This is a genomic window from Apilactobacillus timberlakei (assembly GCF_002993965.1).
GTDB classification, from domain to species: domain Bacteria; phylum Bacillota; class Bacilli; order Lactobacillales; family Lactobacillaceae; genus Apilactobacillus; species Apilactobacillus timberlakei.
Genome location: NZ_POST01000003.1, coordinates 236,664 through 255,458 on the forward strand (window position 1 = coordinate 236,664; position 18,795 = coordinate 255,458).

Sequence of the window (18,795 nt, forward strand, 5' to 3'; positions counted from 1 at the left end):
GTCTTGTTTAATTATTGAATATCATATAACGATGTTATAAGAAATGCAAGTATTTTTTCATTTATTTTTAATAAATTAAAATATAAATTATTCCAATGAATCCCAAGGTTTCAATTCAATTGGAGCTTGATTTAACAGTGCTTTTTGTTTATCAGATAGATATTTCTTATTAACAACAACTTCATATACATAGTCATTCATCCAACTATCATCCATGGTGTAATAACCATCAAAACCATTTTTAGCTCCCCAAGAGTTTTCCATCTTCCAGCGACGTGGTTTATCATCAACTAAATCGACACCAGTTAAAGCCGTTGCATGGGAAACTTCAGCATCATGATATTCAAAACGATCCTTTTTACTCATTGATAAATCAATGTTAAATAAGTCAGCATAGCGATATAAATTAGAATCTAAATAACCTGCTTTTCTTTCTGATTGTTGAGCAATATCATTAGAAATCCAAACTGCTTGACCATCTTTCAATTGTGCAATTGATGCCTTCTTTAAATCTTCCATTGGCAAGTTTAAGAATTCAATGTTACGGCCGCCCACAACATTATCTTGAGCACTCATACTATAAACTTTTTCATAATCTTTATCAGGTGAATTACTTAGAACTACATAATCATCTAAATCAATATCAGCAAAGTATTTATCAAAGAATGATTTCGGTGTTAAATCACGATCAATATGGTATTTCTTCTTGTCATCACGGTATTCAAAGTCAAATGTTTCACGTGGAACACCTAATGAATAAGCAGTGATACGGTAAACTTCTGATAGCATTTGGCTACGAGCCGCTTTAATATCTTCATCGTTAACATCATCATTAACCATATTTCTTAATTTCATGGCATCTTGACGTAATTTATAATTTAAAACTGTATTTAAATCACCTGTGTTCTCAGAAACTGAAGATTCTGGGAAGGCACTTTTTGGCATTACCCCATATTTTTGCACTAGTGACACTGCCATTGCCCATTGGCCTCCATCAGTACCAGGTCCAGCTAAATAAAATTCAACGGTACGATCATCAACTGGTTTACCAGCAGTCGCAATAATATTGTCATAGAAAATATTAGCACGTTCAATTTTGTCCCAGAAAAATAAATAATTTTGAGACATCTCAAAATCTTTAACCCCATATTTTTTACCGAATTCATGTTTCAAAGTGTTCAATAAGGCAAACATCCAGCAACGACCAGATTGCTTTTGATTAGATACTTTTCCAGTATCCGCCTCCACTGAGAATACTGGATTCATTCTAATCTTAGTTTCAGGATCACGAGCAACATTATTAATGCCGTTTTGCGTAACTGCTCGTTCTAACATTTTATTTTCCGGATTACTATCATAATCTTTTCTTAAATTATTTAAGTAATCTATGCTTAATTTTGAATCATTCATTTAGATACACTCCTATCATTATTCCCAAGGTTTTAATACGATTGGTTGTTGGTCTAGTAATTGACGTTGTCCATCCGTTAAGTATTTCTTGTTTACAATTACTTCATCAACGTAGGCATCCATCCAATTATCGGCCATTACAAAGTAACCTTTTTCACCGACTTTTTCGCCCCATGAGTTTTCAACTTTCCATTTAGTAGGTTTGTCATCAACTAAATCAACTCCAGTTAAAGTCATTGCATGATTAGAAATGCTATCTAAATATTCATATTTTTGGCCCTTAGTCATATCCATATCGATATCAAATAATTGATCGTAGTGATATAAATCAGCATCTAAAATACCATTTTTGCGGTCAGATTGAGTAGTAACAGTATTAGCAAACCAAACTGTTTCACCATCTTTTAATTGAGCAATCGCAGTTTGCTTTAATACATCCATTGGCATGTTTAAGAAACCAACATGACGACCACCTACAACATTATCAGACGCCGGATTAATATAATTTTGCTTAAATTTCTTATTAGGAGCATTTTCAATCACGACGTAATCATCAAGATCAATTTCAAAATATTTATCAAAGAATTCTTTAGGTGTAATATCCTTATCTAAATGATACTTTTTCTTGTCATCACGGTATTCTAAATCAAATGTTTCACGTGGAACACCACAAGCATATCCCGCAATTTTAAAGATTTCTCGAAGTAATTCATCACGTTTAGCATTAATTTCATCATCAGATGCATCACCATTAACCATGTCACGCAAAATTTTAGCATCACGACGCATCGTAAGATCTAATACATCATTTAAATCAGATGTATCATCAGTAACTTTGCTTTCAGGAAAAGCATAAGTGGGCATTACTCCGTATTTTTGCACTAAAGCAACGGCCATTGCCCATTCGCCACCATCACTACCTGGTCCATCTAAATAAGTACGGACTTCACGATCATCAACTGGTTTGCCAGCAGTCGCAATAATATTATCGAAGAAAATGTTAGCACGTTCAATCTTATCCCAGAAGAATAGATAACTTTGTGATAATTCAAAATCTTTTACGTCATAACGTTTAGCAAAGTCATGCCTTAATGTATTTAACAAAGCAAACAACCAACAACGACCTGAACGTTTTTGATTTGACACTTTACCCGTATCAACTTCAACAGAAAAACTACGATTTAGTTTTGCAGGAACGGTATTATCTTTTGCAGTATTATTAATTCCATTTTGCATAATGGATCTTTGAATTACTTTTGCACGTGGATATTTCGCGTATTGTTCACGCATTGCATCAAAATCTTGCTTAGTTAATTTTGAATCAACCATAAATTGAAACCTCCAATTAATTTCTTTATTTATTAGGTTATCATAAGATGAGATTTTTGGAATTAATCTGCACTCCAACCAATTTTAGCATTAAATGCAATTTTACCATTAGCTTCATCCTGCATTGCTTGTTTAATAACATCAAAGGCTTGCTTTAATTCTGCATTAGTAATGACTAATGGCGGTTGAAACCTTAAAATATTACCTCTAACCGTAATCATTACGACCCCTAATTCAAACATGCGGTAAATAATTTTAGTTGCGATATCAGAATCTGCCTTTTTATTTTCAGGATTGATGATATCAATACCACCATCTAATCCATACATTCTAACATCACCAACAAAATCATATTTTTGCTGCATTTTGTCAAAAAATGCCTTTGCTTTTAAGCCTAAGTCATAGCTTCGTTGTAATAAATGCTCATCTTCAATTACATCCAAAGTAGCCAAAGAAGCAGCTGTCGTAACTGGATTTCCAGCAGTTGTATAAACATTCGCCGGTGCTGATAGTGAATCCATAATTTTTTGTTTCCCGATCACTGCACTTAATGGCATTCCCGATGCTAATGATTTCCCCACAGACATTAAGTCAGGTTTAATTCCTGGGAAATTTTGAATCGACCACCATTTACCAGTTCTGCCCATTCCCTGATTAACTTCATCAACGGCGAATAAAATACCATGCTTATGTGCAAATTGATAAACTTTTTCTAAATACTTAGTAGGAGCTTTGGCAATTCCACCATCACCTTGAATGGGTTCAACCAAAATTACCGCAACCTCATCTGCTGGCAAGTAAGTTTCAAATGGCAATTTAAACTCATCAAACATTCGCTCAATAAATTGATCTTTAGTTTCGTAACTACGTTGATACCAAGGACTAGGAAATGGTACTTTATAAAAACCATCCATAAGAGGTCCCATCTTGCGACTCATATTTAAACTAACTGCAGAAGCACTCATTGAACCATATGTGGAACCATGATAAGCACCCGTAAAACTAACCACATTGGGCCGACCTGTATAACCGCGAGCAAATTTAATCAATGCATCATTCGCATCAGATCCTGAATTCCCCCATGCTAATTTAACAGGTCCATCCATAGGCGCTAATTGAGTTAAACGATTAGATAGTTTTGCTGCCGGCTCATTGGCAAAATATGCTGGCGTATATTGAACGATTTTTTGTGCTTGATGCGTGATGGCTTCAACCACATGTGGATGTGAATGACCAGTATTGGTAGCTGAAGCACTAGCAAGTAAATCTATGTATTTTTTACCATTAATATCTGTTAGTGTCGATCCTTTGCCTGATTCGATTACTAAATCAAAATATTTAATTCTTGATGCGTTCGATAGTGATTGAGCTTCTGTGTTCAAAATTTTTTTATTGTTCATTAATCAATGCACCCCACCTTAATCATTTTCTAATTGTTTTCTAATTTTTATTTAGAGCCAATTATATGATTTGTAGCATATATTGTCAATTTGTTATTAACATTGATATTTTAATTAAGAAAAGATTAAAAATATAGTTATAATATTGATATTTTTTATATTACTGGTAAATTAGTAATTAGTTATGCTTATATTTTTTGGAGGAATAATATTATCATGAAGAGATTTGCAATTGCATTATCCCTGTTTACAGTACTATCAATTTGCTTGATTCTTACTAATAATCAAGTATCTGCAAATAGTAAATATACTAATCGTAATGACTATACTAATGTTTATAAATATATTGCTTCTAATCATGGAAATAGAATGATACATTTCCATAATTTTAAAAGATTAGGAAAAACAAAAATTGGTCGTTCCGTAAATTTCAACGGCATTATGTTTTGTTATATTCCAAAAGTTGATGGTTATGTGCCATTTAATCAAATGAAAAAGATTAAAGGACATAGACACATTAAAAATTTAAATAAATACAGATTTTCTACAAATATGTATTAAAAAAAAGTTTCACTTGGATTGCCAAGTGAAACTTTTTTACTATTCAGCTAAATCATTAATATTATGCCGAGCAGTTTTATTAGTTGACCATGGTAATGTATGAGCAACCCCTAAAATTTTATCTTTTTTAACAAATCCCCAATAACGACTATCATTTGAGATTTCTCGGTTATCACCCATCACAAAGTATTCACCCTTAGGCACAACTGTTGCAGTTTTATTATATGTCCATTTAGTTTTGGCCAATTTAGAAATATCCCAATTCTTAATATTTTCACCATTGTAATTATATTCAGAACCTTGTTGTTGCTGCTCTTTACTAATATAGTTTTGCTTAACAGGCTTATCATTGATATATAATTGTTCATTCTTAAATGAAATTTTATCTCCTGGCATCCCAATTACACGTTTTACATAATTAATTTTTTGAGTTGCTGTAGGATCCTCACCATGAGCATCAAAAATAATTACACTATTTCTTTTTACTTGAGCTTGGCGAAAAACAAGGATACTTTCATTATTTTCCAAGTTTGGATACATTGAATCACCATCAACATTAGCTCTAGTAACGAAATGATTCAAAATCAAAAATAAAAGTACCCCAATTGCAATATATATTAAGATACTTAAGGCTTCTTTAAAAAATCTCTTACTCATAATTAATTCTCCTCACAATTATATTCATATTGTATCACTATTTGAAAATTTTAAATATTAAAACCATGTAAAAAAGCCATGTTATGAGTTAAAACATGACTCTAATTATTATTCAGCTAAGTCATTAATGTTGTGACGAGCAGTTTTATTGGTGGACCATGGTAATGTATGAGCAACTCCTAAAATTTTATCTTGTTTCACAAATCCCCAATAACGACTATCATTAGAGATTGCTCGATTGTCACCCATTACAAAATATTCACCTTTAGGCACAACCGTTGCATTTTTATTATATTCCCATTTAGTTTCAGATAATGTTGCAATATTCCAATCTTTTAAATGTCCATTGTCGTTACTATATTCAGAACCTTGTTGTTGCTGGGATTTACTAATATAATTTTGTTTAACATCTTCACCATTAATATATAATTGATGGTTTTTAAATGAAATATGATCACCCGGCATACCAATTACTCGTTTTACATAATCATCATTATTTACTGCCTTAGGGTCTTCACCATGTGCATCAAACACGATTACACTATTTCTTTTAACCTTTGCTTGTGGAAATAAAATCACTCGTTCTTTGTTTACTAAATTGGGATACATTGAGTTTCCCTCAACTTTTACGGTTGTAATAAAGTGGCTTATAATAAAGTACAAAACAACTCCAATAATTATATATACAAAAAAATTTAACGAATTTTTAAATATTCTATTGTTCATAATTAGCTCTCCTATTTTAAACTAACAAAATTATAACATTATTTAAAATTAATAATAACTAACAAAAAGAGCTAAGTAATTAATAATTACTTAGCTCTTTTTTATTATTTATCTTCTGAATTAATTTTTGCAATGTGTCCTTGTTGAATATAAACACCTAAAATAGCAACATCGGATGGATTAACACCAGAAATTCTTGAAGCTTGAGCCACAGTTTGTGGTCTGATCTTTTCAAGTTTTTGACGAGCTTCAGTAGCTAAACTATCAATGGCTTCATAATCAATATCTTCTGGAATCTTTTTAGCTTCCATTTTCTTCATACGAGCAACGTTTTGTTCAGCTTTCTTAATATATCCAGCATATTTAGTTCTAATTTCAACTTGTTCAATTACACGACGACCTAATGGTTTAGGTGCTGGTTCGATAAATTGTAATAATGTTTGATAATTTACATATGGACGACGTAGGAAGATTGATGCTAAGATACCATCTTTCAATGGTTTATCACCATGTTCTTCAACAAATTCATTAACTTCATCGCTAGGTTTGATTCTAATCTTAGCTAAACGAGCCAATTCGTCCATAACTGCCTTTTTCTTGTCTAAGAATTTGTTATATCTTTCATCAGAAATAAGGCCTAAATCATGACCCTTTTCAGTTAAACGAAAGTCAGCATTATCATTTCTTAACAATAGACGGTATTCAGCACGACTAGTTAATAGACGGTAAGGTTCATTAGTACCTTTAGTTACCAAGTCATCAGCTAATACCCCGATATAAGCTTCATCACGTTTTAAAGTAAATTGATCTTTTCCTTGTGCACGCAAAGCAGCATTAATGCCTGCATATAATCCTTGTCCAGCAGCTTCTTCATAACCAGAAGTTCCATTGGTTTGACCGGCAGTGTATAGATTCTTAACAAGTTTAGTTTCAAAGGTTGGTTTTAATTGGTAAGGAGCTACCACATCATATTCAATTGCGTAACCAGGGCGCATCATTTCAGCATGGTGTAAACCTTCAACTGAATGCAACATCTTTTGTTGAACTTCTTCAGGCAATGATGTTGATAAACTATCACAATAGTATTCATTAGTATCGCGACCTTCTGGTTCTAAGAATACTTGATGACGATTCTTATCAGCGAAACGCACAATCTTGTCTTCAATTGATGGGCAATATCTTGGACCCACTCCTTCAATGACACCAGTAAACATTGGAGCACGGTCTAGATTATCACGAATAATTTGATGAGTAGTTTCATTAGTATAAGTTAGCCAGCAAGATAATTGGTCTTTAACTGGAATGTAGTCTTCATCAGGTGTTTCATAACTAAAATGATTAACTTCTGGGTCACCTGGTTGTTCTTCGGTTTCACTGAAATCAATAGTACGACCATTAACACGAGGTGGAGTCCCAGTTTTGAAACGTTTTAGATCAAAACCTAAGTCTTCTAAATTCTTTGATAATTTTAAAGCTGGTTGTGAATTATTAGGACCAGATGAATATCTTAGTTCACCAATAATAATACGACCACGCGCAGCAGTTCCGGCACAAACAACTACTGATTTAGCACTATATTTAGCACCAGTATAAGTAACGATTCCTTTACATACACCATCTTCAACGATTAAAGAATCAACAATTCCTTGACGTAAGGTTAAGTTTGGTTGTTCTTCAATAGTTTGTTTCATCGCACGATGGTAAGCATGTTTATCTGCTTGGGCACGTAAAGCACGCACAGCTGGACCCTTACCAGTATTTAACATTCTCATTTGAATGTATGTTTTATCAATGTTGCGACCCATTTCACCACCAAGGGCATCAATTTCACGGACAACGGTTCCTTTTGCGGGACCACCTAATGATGGATTACATGGCATAAATGCAACCATATCAACGTTAATAGTAATTAGCATTGTTTTGTTTCCCATTCTGGCTGAAGCTAAAGCAGCTTCACTACCAGCATGTCCAGCTCCGACAACGATTACGTCATAATCGCCGGCATCGTATTGGATGTTTTCTTCGCTTACGATTTCACTCATTCGTTTTTCCTCCATAAACATAAATGTTTCATGTAAAACATTTTATTTTTAATCATTGTTTCACGTGAAACAATATTTATTTACCTAAACAGAATTGGCTAAATAGTTGATCTAATAGTTCACCATTATAGCTATCACCAGTGATTTCACCTAATGATTCCCAGCAATCACGCATATCCATTTGAACTAAATCAACGGGCATTCCATCATCTAAGCCACTAATGACATTATTTAATGATTCTTTAGCCTTATGCAATAAACTGACATGACGAGCATTGGTAACCATTACATCAGCTTGTGAGCTTTGAATTCCTTCATTAAAGAATAAATGAGCGATCATTTCTTCTAATGGTTCGGTTCCATCATCTTTAATGGCTGAAGTTGTAATCACATTTTCTTCACCAATTAATTGATTAATTTCATCAATATTAATTTTTTGTGGTAAATCGGTTTTATTTAAAATAACAATTCGTTTAGAATCATCAGTTAATTCAATTAATTTTTTATCTTCATCTGATAATACTTCTGATGAATTAAGCACTAGTAGAACTAAGTCTGAACTTTGAATTGCTTTTCTGGATCTGTCGACCCCAATTTTTTCAACTTTATCTTCAGTCTTTCTAATTCCAGCAGTATCAACTAATTTCAAAGGTACTCCACGTACATTGACATATTCTTCTAAAACATCACGAGTTGTTCCTGGCACATCGGTCACAATCGCTTTATCTTGATGTAGTAAATGATTTAGAATACTTGATTTACCAACATTGGGACGACCTACAATAGAAGTAGCTAAACCGTCACGTAAAACTTGACCTTGTTTTGAAGTTTTAAGTAATTTAATAATCTTTTCTTTGATGTCTTTAGCATTTTTCATCAATAAATTGGAAGTAACAACTTCGGCATCATCATATTCTGGATAATCAATATTAACTTCAACATTAGCTAAAACATCAAGAATTTGTTGTCTAAGAGTTCTAATTAAACGTGATAAATTACCATCTAATTGACCTTCAGCAGCTTTCATTGAACGATTAGTCTTAGCATCAATTATGTCCATAACGGCCTCAGATTGTGATAAATCAATTCGACCATTTAAAAAGGCGCGCTTAGTAAATTCACCAGGTTCAGCCATACGAGCACCATAGCTAAGTACTAACTGTAAAATTGTGTTTGTAGCAACAATTCCACCGTGACAATTAATTTCAATTACATCTTCACAAGTATAAGTTTTAGGCGCTAGCATTACAGAAACCATTACTTCATCAATGTCTTCTTTATTTTCAGGATCCATAATGTGTCCATAATTAATAGTGTGAGAAGCCACTTTACTTAAGTCTTTTCCACGATAAAGTTTGGAAATAACTTTTAAAGCATCTTCACCACTAATTCTAATAATTGAAATTCCACCTTCACCAGGTGGGGTTGAAATTGCGGCAATTGTATCAAAATCTGTCGTTGTTGCCATGTTATTCTTCCTTTCTATATCAATAAAACGTAGCTATGCGCACAAAAAAAGTGCCCACTCCACGCCACAATAAATAAGCATGGACAAAGCACTTTGACTACTTCATCTAAGTTTTCGTTTTTTCTTATTAAATATAATAATAAGAATTTTATTTAAATTTGTCAATTTTTTAAACTAAATAATTTTTGCTTCCACCACTACTGATCGATATGGATCACGACCTGAAGAATAAGTTTCCACATGTGAGCTATTTTCTAATTGTGTGTGGATAACTTTTCTTTCAAATGAAGGCATCGGATCTAAATAAACTGGTTGTCCAGTTGCTACTGCTTCACGCGCGGTTTTTTCAGCTAATTTTTTTAAAGTTTCAACCCGACGATAACGATAATCAGCGGTATCTAATTGAATCAATAATCGACTAAATCCTAAATGGTTTAAGTAAATTTGTGCTAATGATTGTAATGCATTAATCGTTAAACCATGTTTACCGATTAAAATTCCTTCTTGATCAGTTTGAAAGTTAATTCGTGCAAATTTACGATTAATAACTTCATAATCTAATTTTGCTTCAATTCCTAGTTCTTTAATAATTGGTGCTAAATATGCAACTAAATCTTCAACTGCTTCTTCGTTAGAATCTTTTCTCGATTTTGTTTTTACTTCGGTTTCTTCATCCAAATGAGCTTCTGATTTTAAATTATTATTTATTTGTTTATCATTATTACTTTGTTTAGGTTGAGAGGTAACAATTTTATCAATCTCAACAATAGCATCTCTTTTACCGATTCCAAGGAATCCCTTGCGACTATTTTGAACAATATTAATTTTTGAATTATCTTTATTAAGGTTTAATTCTGATAATCCTTTTTCAATTGCTTCATCGACTGTTTTCGCAGTAAATGTTGACATTAAGCTTTCTCCCTTTATTTTTAATCATATTCGTCTATATTATCATAAATTTTAATAATAAAAATACCTAAATTAGACATATATAACTTTAAAGTAAATAAAAAAGACTAGCTTTAAGCTAGTCTTTTTTATTTACTTTATTTACGGCGTGAACGTTTTGCTTTTCTGATTGCTTTTTGAACAGCATGTTTACGTTGTTTTTYAACAAGTTGTTTTTCTTCACGTTCCCTTTGAATTTTCCAAGGATTTTGTAGTACTAAAGTTTGTCCAGCTTGGAACAAGTTGGTTACTACCCAATAAATTGAAATTGCAGCCGGAATATTTAATGCCATGAAGAAAATAATTAATGGCATCCCATAAGTCATAGACTTAGTCATTCCATTTTGTTCAGGTTGTGACTTAGTTGCTAACCATGAACTAATAAAAGTAAACAAGGCTGCTAAAATGGGCATAATAAAGTATGGATCCTTATGTCCTAATTGCAACCATAGAAAATGACCTGATTTTAAAATATCAGTACGCCAAATTCCTTGGTATAAGGCCCATAAAATTGGTAATTGAACAATCAAAGGTAAACAGCCAGCAACCGGATTAACACCGGCTTCTGAATATAATTTTTGTTGTTCAGTACGCAATTTTTGCATCGTTTCAGTATCCTTAGAAGAATACTTCTTTTGTAATTTCTTTAACTCAGGTTGTATTTCTTGAGTTTTCTTCATACTCCTAGTTTGATAAACCATCAAAGGTAGGATAATGATTCTTACGATAATGGTGAAAATGATAATTCCCATTCCATAATTATTACCAAAGAATTTTGACAACCAAATAATTGCTCTAGAGAAGTTTAGAACAATTACTCCATCCCATAATCCAGTACTGTGGGAAGTAATAGGTTTATTACTACATGCACTTAAAAAGAATACTAGACCTAATATGGAAGCTAATGAAAAATATTTTTTGAATTTTTTCATTTATTCTTCTCCCTCATCAAGTAATTTTGCTAACTTCAAAACATGAACTAAGTTTTGCTTAACTTCTTTCATTGAAAGACCATCGACACGTGGACGAGCAATAACTAAGAAATCAACATCTTGTTTTAAATCCGGCTTTAACTCTAGCAAAGTTTGTCTAACTCTTCTTTTTACCCAGTTTCTGTGTACAGCATTACCGACTTTCTTACCCACAGAAATTCCGACACGAAAATGTTTTTGATTAGGCTTGTCCATTTGATAGACAACAAACATGCGGTTAGCTACCGAATCATGTTTTTCAAAAACTTTTTGGAACTCTGCTTCTTTTTTCACACGATATGACTTGCGCATAATCCATCTCCGTTAATTTTCTATCGATATAATGAAAAAGACCACTGATTAAGTGGTCAGTGGTCTTTAGTATACTAGACAGTTAATGACTTTCTGCCTTTTCTACGGCGATTAGCTAAAATATTACGACCGTTTCTTGTACTCATACGTTTACGGAAACCGTGTACACGAGCATGCTTACGTCTCTTTGGTTGGTAAGTTCTTTTCATTACTAACCCTCCTTGCTTATTTAAATGTTTCTTTTCTATGCTAAATACATTTCTTAAACATAATACCATAAAAATTAAAATCATGAAACATCTAATTAAAAATGGAGTGATTATTAAGATCATAAAATTATCCACATTTTAATTTGTTTCATGCATATTTTTGTGGGTTATTTTGTGGATTAAAAAATATCAATTCACAGGGTTATCCACATTTTATCCACATAATCACAGGGTGTGCATAAAGTTATCCACAGGGTGTGTACAATTCCCATAAATAATTGTTAAAACAACGTTTTAAGCACAATACTTATTCACATAATATTGTTAATAACTAATATTTATCATTTATTTATAAAGTTATCTACACCCTGTGGATAACTTTATGCACACCCTGTGGAACATTTTACAATAGTTAAAATTACCTGTGGAAAACTGTACTTCATAATGGTAAAATTATTTAAGAAATTTGCACGGGAGGAAATAATTCATGAATAAAGATTCATTATGGGAAAGAATCCGTGATGCTTTTGAAGATAATGTCTCAACTACGACCTATTCAACATGGATAGAAACTGTCAAACCGGTTAGTCTAGAAGGCAATCAACTAACTTTAGAACTCCCCTCCCCTCTTCATCGAGACTATTGGAAAGACAAATTAGCTGACCAACTAGTCGAGTATGCTTATAAAATAACTAAAAAAGATATCATTCCTAATTTTGTTTTGGAAGATGAACTACGGAATGAAAGAAAAAATAGTTTTGACACAATTAACGATGATCAACAAAATAGTAATGAATTAATGAAGAATACTCATTTAAATACTAATTACACATTTGAATCATTTGTTATTGGTAAAGGTAATCAAATGGCACATGCTGCTGCTTTGGTTGTATCAGAAGATCCAGGTAAAATGTATAATCCCCTACTATTGTACGGAGGTGTTGGATTAGGTAAAACGCATTTAATGCATGCAATTGGTAATAAGATTATTCAAGATAATCCTGATGCCAACATTAAATACATTACAAGTGAATCTTTTACAAATGATTTTATAAATGCTATTCAAAATCATAAAACAGAAAGTTTTCGACAAGAATATCGGAATGTAGACGTTTTACTTGTGGATGATATTCAATTTTTTGCGGATAAAGATGGTACCCAAGAAGAATTTTTCCACACCTTTAATGATTTATATGAAAATCGTAAACAAATTGTATTAACTTCTGATCGTTTACCAAATGAAATCTCAAAACTGCAAGATCGATTAGTTTCAAGATTTGCATGGGGATTATCGGTTGACATCACTCCACCAGACTTAGAAACTAGAATTGCTATTTTAAAAACCAAAGCTGAAGCTGATAATATTGATGTCCCAACTGATACGTTAAATTATATAGCTGGACAAATTGATTCAAATGTCCGTGAATTAGAGGGAGCTTTATCAAGAGTTCAAGCATTTGCTAAATTTAAAAATGTTAAAATTACAACGGATTTAGTATCGGAAGCCTTAAAAGGCCTTAATAAAGGTGAAAATAAAATCGCAGTCAACATTGATAAAATCATTCAAACTGTTTCTTCGTATTTTAATTTATCGATTGATGATATAAAGGGTAAAAAAAGAATCCAAAAGATTGTCATTCCAAGGCAAATTGCGATGTATTTAGCAAGAATAATGACTAACAATTCATTACCTAAAATTGGAGTAGCTTTTGGAGGAAAAGATCATACCACAGTAATTCACGCATATGATAAAATATCTGAGTCCTTAAAAAATAACGTCAATTTACAAAATAAAGTTGATGAACTAAAAGAAGAATTAAAAAGGTAATTTTATAGTTTGTGGAAAAAAGGCAAAGTTATCCACAGGTTATCCACAGGCTAAAAGCTAATGGTATCAAGTGATAAACTTAGTTATACACATATCCACAGGCCCTACTACTACTATATTTACTATATATTAATTATTATTAATAACAGGAGGAAAATAAAAATGAAATTTTCAATTAAGAGAGCATCATTTATTCAAGGAATTAATACCGTATCAAGAGCAATATCATCTAAAACAACAATCCCTATTCTTACAGGTTTAAAATTAACGGTAACTGATAACGAAATCATTCTTACAGGTAGTGATGCTGATGTTTCAATTGAGACTCAAATTCAAGCTAATGATGAGGAAAATGAATTAGAAATCAGTGAAACTGGTAGCATTGTATTACCAGCAAGATTCTTTAGTGGAATTGTTAAAAAACTTCCTAATGATAAAATGACTTTATCAATAAGTAATGGATTCCAAACTGAAATTACTTCTGGTTCATCATCATTTACTATTAATGGTTTAGATGCTAATGATTATCCACATCTACCAGAAATTGATAACGAAAATGAAATTTCATTATCTGGGGATGTCTTTAAAGAAATTATTAATCAAACTGTTATTGCAGTTTCAAAACAAGAAAGTCGCCCTATTCTTACAGGTGTTCACTTTGTTTTAAAAGATCAAATGTTATTTGCTGTTGCAACTGATTCACATCGTTTAAGTCAACGTAAAGTTTCTTTACCAGATAATAATGGGGAATATGATGTAATTATCCCAGGAAGCAGTTTGTCAGAATTATCAAAAATGATTTCTGATGATAATGAAGATGTAAAAATGAAGATCTCAGAAAACCAAGTTTTATTCACAATTGGTAATACTTACTTCTACTCACGTTTACTAGAAGGTGCTTATCCTGATACTTCACGTTTAATTCCTAAAGAATCAGAAACTAATGTTCAATTTGATGCACGTGAATTATTAGGTTCAATTGAGAGAGCTTCATTGCTTTCACATGAATCAAGAAATAATGTTGTTAAATTAACAATTAATGCTAATGATAAAAAAGTTACTATTTCAGGTAATTCACCTGATGTTGGTAATGTTGAAGAAGAACTTGACACTAAAGAAGTTAGTGGTGAAGACTTAGAAATTTCATTTAACCCTGATTACATGAAAGATGCGCTTCGAGCATTTGGTCAAACGGTGATTAATGTTTCATTCACATCACCATTAAGACCGTTTACATTAGTTCCTTCAGAAGACAAAGAAAATTTTGTTGAACTGATAACACCAGTTCGTACATTCTAAAAATAATAGAAAACAAAAAGAGTACTGATATTTTTAATCAGTACTCTTTTTGTATGTTTAAATAAAGCGTAAAAATTGCTTTTTAAGGCCTGTTAATAAAATTGTGGATAAATTATACTAAATGATACTTTAAATTAATTAAATCATTAAAAATTTTAATTATATGTGGATAAAATTGAGACAACAAAAAGTTATGTAATAAAAAAGTCCTTGGAAATTATCCAAGAACTTTTAATTAATCTTATAGTTGTGAGAACTTCAATAAAGTACGAACCATGTTGCAAGTAAAGCCCCATTCGTTATCGTACCAGTTCCAAACCTTAACTAATTGGTCATCACCAACAGTTGAAACGTTAGTTTGAGTGGCATCAAATACTGATCCGTGAGTATCACCGATAATATCACTTGATACGATTGGTTCATCATTGTAACCGAATGTTTCGTCCGCATGACTCTTCATCTTTTCATTGATTTCGTCTGCAGTAACATTCTTCTTGTCAACGATGGCTGTCAATTCAGTCAATGAACCATCAATAATACCAACACGTTGTGCAACACCATCTAATTTACCATTTAATTCAGGAACAACTAAACCAATTGCTTTAGCAGCACCAGTTGAGTGAGGAATAGTGTTTACTGAAGCAGTACGGTTATTTCTGAACTTCTTACCACGAGGGCCATCTAAGATAGCTTGAGTAGAAGTAAAGGCATGGATAGTAGTCATTGAACCAACTTTAATTCCAAAGTCTTTGTTTAAGAAGTATGCAGTAGCTGCAATACTTCCAGTTGTACATGAACCAGCTGAAACAATTTGATCATCTGAATTCAATGTATCCAAGTTAACACCAGGAACAACAGTCTTCATATCACCAGCAGGAGCTGAGATTAGAACACGTTTTGCACCAGCATCTAAGTGAGCTTGAGCTTTTTCTTTTGATGTGTAGAAACCTGTACATTCAAGTACAAAGTCAACACCATCATTCTTAACCCATGGTAGGTTAGAAGCATCTTTTTCAGCATAAACTGGAATTTCGTGTCCATCGACTACGATTCCAGTATCTGTTGATGAAACTTCACCTGGGAACTTACCATGTGTTGAATCATATTTTAATAGATAAGCTAGCATTGAAGGAGTTGTTAAATCATTAATAGCTGCTACTTCGATACCATCAGATTTTAATTCATGAATTCTTTTGAATGCTAAACGACCAATACGACCAAAACCGTTAATACCAATTTTTACTGTCATACTTGTACCTCCAAATTCATTTAATATTTACTTATATCTTACAAGATACAAATTACCACGCTTTTAGATTAATGTCATGTATTATGCTTGTGAAAAATAAAAAATGTAATTACTCTGTGATAATTTGATTTTAAAATGTAATTTAGCTATATCATTCATGAAACATTATTCTACTACAATTGATAATTGTAGATGGAGGATATTTGTTTTGAAAAATTTTAAATTTAAATATTTATTTATAAGTATTGCTGCTATGTTTATATCGTTTATATACATAAATATAAATAATGTAAATGCAGACCAAAGAAACGTTTATGATTTATCAGAATGGCAAGGCAATTTCACTAATTCACAAGTGAAGCAGTTAAAAAATGAAGTACCATTTGTCATTTTAAGGGTTCAATATGGAAGTGCTTATTATGATCGAACTTTTCAACATAATCGAAATTTATTAGATAAGTACAAGATTCCATATGGAGTTTATTCATTTAGTCAGTATGAAAGTGTTAATGATGCTAAAGGAGAAGCCAGAGCTCTTTATGATAGAGCTCCTAATGCTAAATTTTATGTAAATGATTATGAAGATCAAACTGTAAAATCTGGCGATACTAATGCGGCAACATTAGCTTGGTTAAATGAGCTGAGGCCCTTAGCAAAAAATAAAAAAATATTGTTTTATTCATATCAAAGTTTTATGCTTCAATATGCCGCAGAAGCAATTAGTTCTTATGATGGTTATTGGTTAGCTGCATATCAATCAAATGAACCTGAAAGAGAACATGTTTTATGGCAATATACAGACCATTTTTATTCTTCAGCATTGGGTAAATATATTGATTCTAGCCTTTTGACATCAAAAAAGAGCAATTGGTTCATAGGGAATCAAAAACCCATTGTAAACACTAAATATTATCGTGATAGTGGACAATTTACCACTAAGAGTAAATTGTATGAGCACTTTTATGATCATGTAGCTGCAGATAATAAATATGCTCATAATTTGAAATTAAAAAACTATGGGTCAAATTATCGTGCTAAAACTGTTAATATAGACTGTAAAGCAGTCGTTAATGGTAAAACATTTTATCGTTGTTACTACAAAGGTAAATTATTAGGTTGGATTAGTAGTGATGCTTTAGGTCCCCATATTAATTATGGAAAAGCTAACGAATATAAAACAGTTAAATATAGTCCATCTAATAATTTTTACAACCATGTAACTAATAGTCATTTCAGTAATATTAAGATGACTTATCATGGAAATAAATATGCTAATAAAAAGTTAAAGATTACTGCTAAAGCCAAAAAAGATGGCTGGCATAGTTATTATTATAAATGCTATTACGAAGGTAAATACTTAGGATGGATTTATCAAAGTGCATTTAAATAAAATAAAAAACAGACACTTTTATGTGTCTGTTTTTTATAGGTTAATTTTCATTTATAATTATTCTTGAACGTCTTTGATTGCATCCCAAATTTTTTGCCAGAATCCCTCATCAGTATCATTTTCTTTATGATGTTTTCTTGCAGCATAAACATTATTACTACTGCTATTTATTGTAGTAAATGCTCCATAACTAAATGATAAAGACATTAAAACGATTGATAAAGCAGTTATTAATTTTTTCAACATAATCACACTCCAATTTATTTTTATAGAGAAGGTAATAATATGGAACTATCTACTAAATTAAAAAAAGCTAGGAAAGATAAAAAATTAACCCAAGAATATGTAGCTAGCCAAATTAATGTTTCTAGAAAAACTATTTCAAGTTGGGAGAACGGTCGTGGGAAACCCAATTCTTCATATTTAAAACAATTAAATTCCATATATAACACAAATCTACAACTTTATTATACACAAAATAAACATAAAAATAATAATAAATATTTTTATACTATTTACTTTATTAACATAATGTTGTTCATTCTATGTTTAATTAATTTATTTACGCATTTATTAACAGGTATAGCTACTTTTCAATTAATACTTACATCATTTTTATTTGTAAAATTTAGGACAAACATATTTATTTATATAAAAAATAATAAAATTATTCAGTTTGTATTTGTTTTATTATTTATATTTTTTTTAATAATAATTATGAATAATATGGAACTAAAATATAACTTTTCAAATATTTTAGAGGATTTTCCATTTTTTATTGGAGCAATTATTCACTCTTTAATATTAACATCCAGCTTCTTCATCATAACTAATTATAGAAAAGTAAAATAGTATTGGATGTTCTTTAACTTTTTTGTCTATAGACATTAATGGACGCTGATATGACAGTGTTTTGCTATTGCTTTATTTTTGCTAATGTAACCCTTATATTTGTCTATTTCTAATTAGTAGCTTGAGTATTTTTGAAATATTTTA

18 protein-coding genes and 1 other annotated feature (1 of these 19 cut by a window edge) are annotated in these 18,795 nt (G+C 31.5%); of the genes, 5 read left to right on the plus strand and 13 right to left on the minus strand.

Annotation, left to right across the window (positions count from 1 at the left end):
• Nucleotides 1-8 (minus strand) — a binding site (T-box leader) (it extends 214 nt beyond the left edge of the window).
• A gap of 79 nt (nt 9-87) precedes the next feature.
• The 3 genes from C7N71_RS05045 to C7N71_RS05055 all read right to left on the minus strand — a co-directional run bounded on the left by C7N71_RS05045 (nt 88) and on the right by C7N71_RS05055 (nt 4,139).
• The gene (locus C7N71_RS05045; protein WP_105988044.1) at nt 88-1,410 is read right to left on the minus strand and encodes a C1 family peptidase; all 1,323 of its coding nucleotides are present in this window, start codon (nt 1,408-1,410) and stop codon (nt 88-90) included.
• An 18-nt stretch (nt 1,411-1,428) separates the two neighbouring features.
• The gene (locus tag C7N71_RS05050; protein ID WP_105988045.1) at nt 1,429-2,739 is read right to left on the minus strand and encodes a C1 family peptidase; all 1,311 of its coding nucleotides are present in this window, start codon (nt 2,737-2,739) and stop codon (nt 1,429-1,431) included.
• A 62-nt stretch (nt 2,740-2,801) separates the two neighbouring features.
• Nucleotides 2,802-4,139: an aspartate aminotransferase family protein gene (locus C7N71_RS05055; RefSeq protein ID WP_105988046.1), complete on the minus strand. Its 1,338-nt coding sequence runs from the start codon at nt 4,137-4,139 to the stop codon at nt 2,802-2,804.
• 216 nt (nt 4,140-4,355) lie between these two features.
• On the opposite strand from C7N71_RS05055, the gene C7N71_RS05060 reads away from it, so the two are divergent.
• Nucleotides 4,356-4,700 (plus strand): hypothetical protein, encoded by a 345-nt coding sequence (locus C7N71_RS05060; RefSeq protein WP_105988047.1) that lies wholly within the window; start codon nt 4,356-4,358, stop codon nt 4,698-4,700.
• Between the two features lie 39 nt (nt 4,701-4,739).
• On the opposite strand, the gene lepB (C7N71_RS05065) is transcribed toward C7N71_RS05060, so the two are convergent.
• From lepB (C7N71_RS05065) to rpmH, 8 genes are all read right to left on the minus strand, one after another.
• Entirely contained in the window at nt 4,740-5,357 is a 618-nt protein-coding gene (gene lepB / locus C7N71_RS05065; RefSeq protein WP_105988048.1) for a signal peptidase I, read from the minus strand.
• A 108-nt stretch (nt 5,358-5,465) separates the two neighbouring features.
• Nucleotides 5,466-6,083, minus strand: coding sequence for a signal peptidase I (lepB, locus tag C7N71_RS05070; protein WP_105988049.1), 618 nt, complete (start codon nt 6,081-6,083; stop codon nt 5,466-5,468).
• A gap of 104 nt (nt 6,084-6,187) precedes the next feature.
• On the minus strand, nt 6,188-8,125 hold the full coding sequence (gene mnmG / locus C7N71_RS05075) for a tRNA uridine-5-carboxymethylaminomethyl(34) synthesis enzyme MnmG (RefSeq protein ID WP_404799020.1): 1,938 nt from the start codon (nt 8,123-8,125) through the stop codon (nt 6,188-6,190).
• A 76-nt stretch (nt 8,126-8,201) separates the two neighbouring features.
• Nucleotides 8,202-9,593 carry a tRNA uridine-5-carboxymethylaminomethyl(34) synthesis GTPase MnmE gene (mnmE, locus tag C7N71_RS05080; RefSeq protein ID WP_105988051.1) on the minus strand — a complete coding sequence of 464 codons (1,392 nt, stop codon included), beginning with the start codon at nt 9,591-9,593 and terminating at the stop codon, nt 8,202-8,204.
• A gap of 174 nt (nt 9,594-9,767) precedes the next feature.
• Nucleotides 9,768-10,502, minus strand: a complete 735-nt coding sequence (gene jag, locus C7N71_RS05085) for an RNA-binding cell elongation regulator Jag/EloR (protein ID WP_105988052.1) — start codon at nt 10,500-10,502, stop codon at nt 9,768-9,770.
• A 137-nt stretch (nt 10,503-10,639) separates the two neighbouring features.
• Complete coding sequence (yidC, locus tag C7N71_RS05090; protein WP_105988053.1) at nt 10,640-11,473, minus strand: membrane protein insertase YidC; 834 nt, start codon at nt 11,471-11,473, stop codon at nt 10,640-10,642.
• Nucleotides 11,474-11,824: a ribonuclease P protein component gene (rnpA, locus tag C7N71_RS05095; RefSeq protein ID WP_105988054.1), complete on the minus strand. Its 351-nt coding sequence runs from the start codon at nt 11,822-11,824 to the stop codon at nt 11,474-11,476. It lies immediately after the preceding gene.
• Nucleotides 11,825-11,898: 74 nt separating this feature from the next.
• A complete protein-coding gene (gene rpmH / locus C7N71_RS05100; protein WP_105988055.1) occupies nt 11,899-12,033 on the minus strand; it encodes a 50S ribosomal protein L34 in 135 nt (44 codons plus the stop codon).
• A 487-nt stretch (nt 12,034-12,520) separates the two neighbouring features.
• Here rpmH and dnaA point away from each other — a divergent pair, with 487 nt between their 5' ends.
• Both dnaA and dnaN read left to right on the plus strand, forming a co-directional pair.
• The gene (gene dnaA, locus C7N71_RS05105) at nt 12,521-13,861 is read left to right on the plus strand and encodes a chromosomal replication initiator protein DnaA (protein ID WP_105988056.1); all 1,341 of its coding nucleotides are present in this window, start codon (nt 12,521-12,523) and stop codon (nt 13,859-13,861) included.
• Between the two features lie 162 nt (nt 13,862-14,023).
• Nucleotides 14,024-15,160, plus strand: coding sequence for a DNA polymerase III subunit beta (dnaN, locus tag C7N71_RS05110; protein WP_105988057.1), 1,137 nt, complete (start codon nt 14,024-14,026; stop codon nt 15,158-15,160).
• Between the two features lie 241 nt (nt 15,161-15,401).
• On the opposite strand, the gene gap is transcribed toward dnaN, so the two are convergent.
• A complete protein-coding gene (gene gap, locus C7N71_RS05115; protein ID WP_105988058.1) occupies nt 15,402-16,409 on the minus strand; it encodes a type I glyceraldehyde-3-phosphate dehydrogenase in 1,008 nt (335 codons plus the stop codon).
• A 208-nt stretch (nt 16,410-16,617) separates the two neighbouring features.
• On the opposite strand from gap, the gene C7N71_RS05120 reads away from it, so the two are divergent.
• The gene (locus C7N71_RS05120; RefSeq protein ID WP_225361881.1) at nt 16,618-17,799 is read left to right on the plus strand and encodes a GH25 family lysozyme; all 1,182 of its coding nucleotides are present in this window, start codon (nt 16,618-16,620) and stop codon (nt 17,797-17,799) included.
• A gap of 57 nt (nt 17,800-17,856) precedes the next feature.
• Here the strand turns inward: C7N71_RS05120 and C7N71_RS05125 are convergent, their stop codons facing one another.
• The gene (locus tag C7N71_RS05125) at nt 17,857-18,045 is read right to left on the minus strand and encodes a hypothetical protein (protein WP_105988060.1); all 189 of its coding nucleotides are present in this window, start codon (nt 18,043-18,045) and stop codon (nt 17,857-17,859) included.
• A 39-nt stretch (nt 18,046-18,084) separates the two neighbouring features.
• Between C7N71_RS05125 and C7N71_RS08325 the strand changes: the two genes are divergently transcribed.
• The gene (locus C7N71_RS08325; RefSeq protein WP_105988061.1) at nt 18,085-18,651 is read left to right on the plus strand and encodes a helix-turn-helix transcriptional regulator; all 567 of its coding nucleotides are present in this window, start codon (nt 18,085-18,087) and stop codon (nt 18,649-18,651) included.
• Nucleotides 18,652-18,795: the final 144 nt, after the last annotated feature.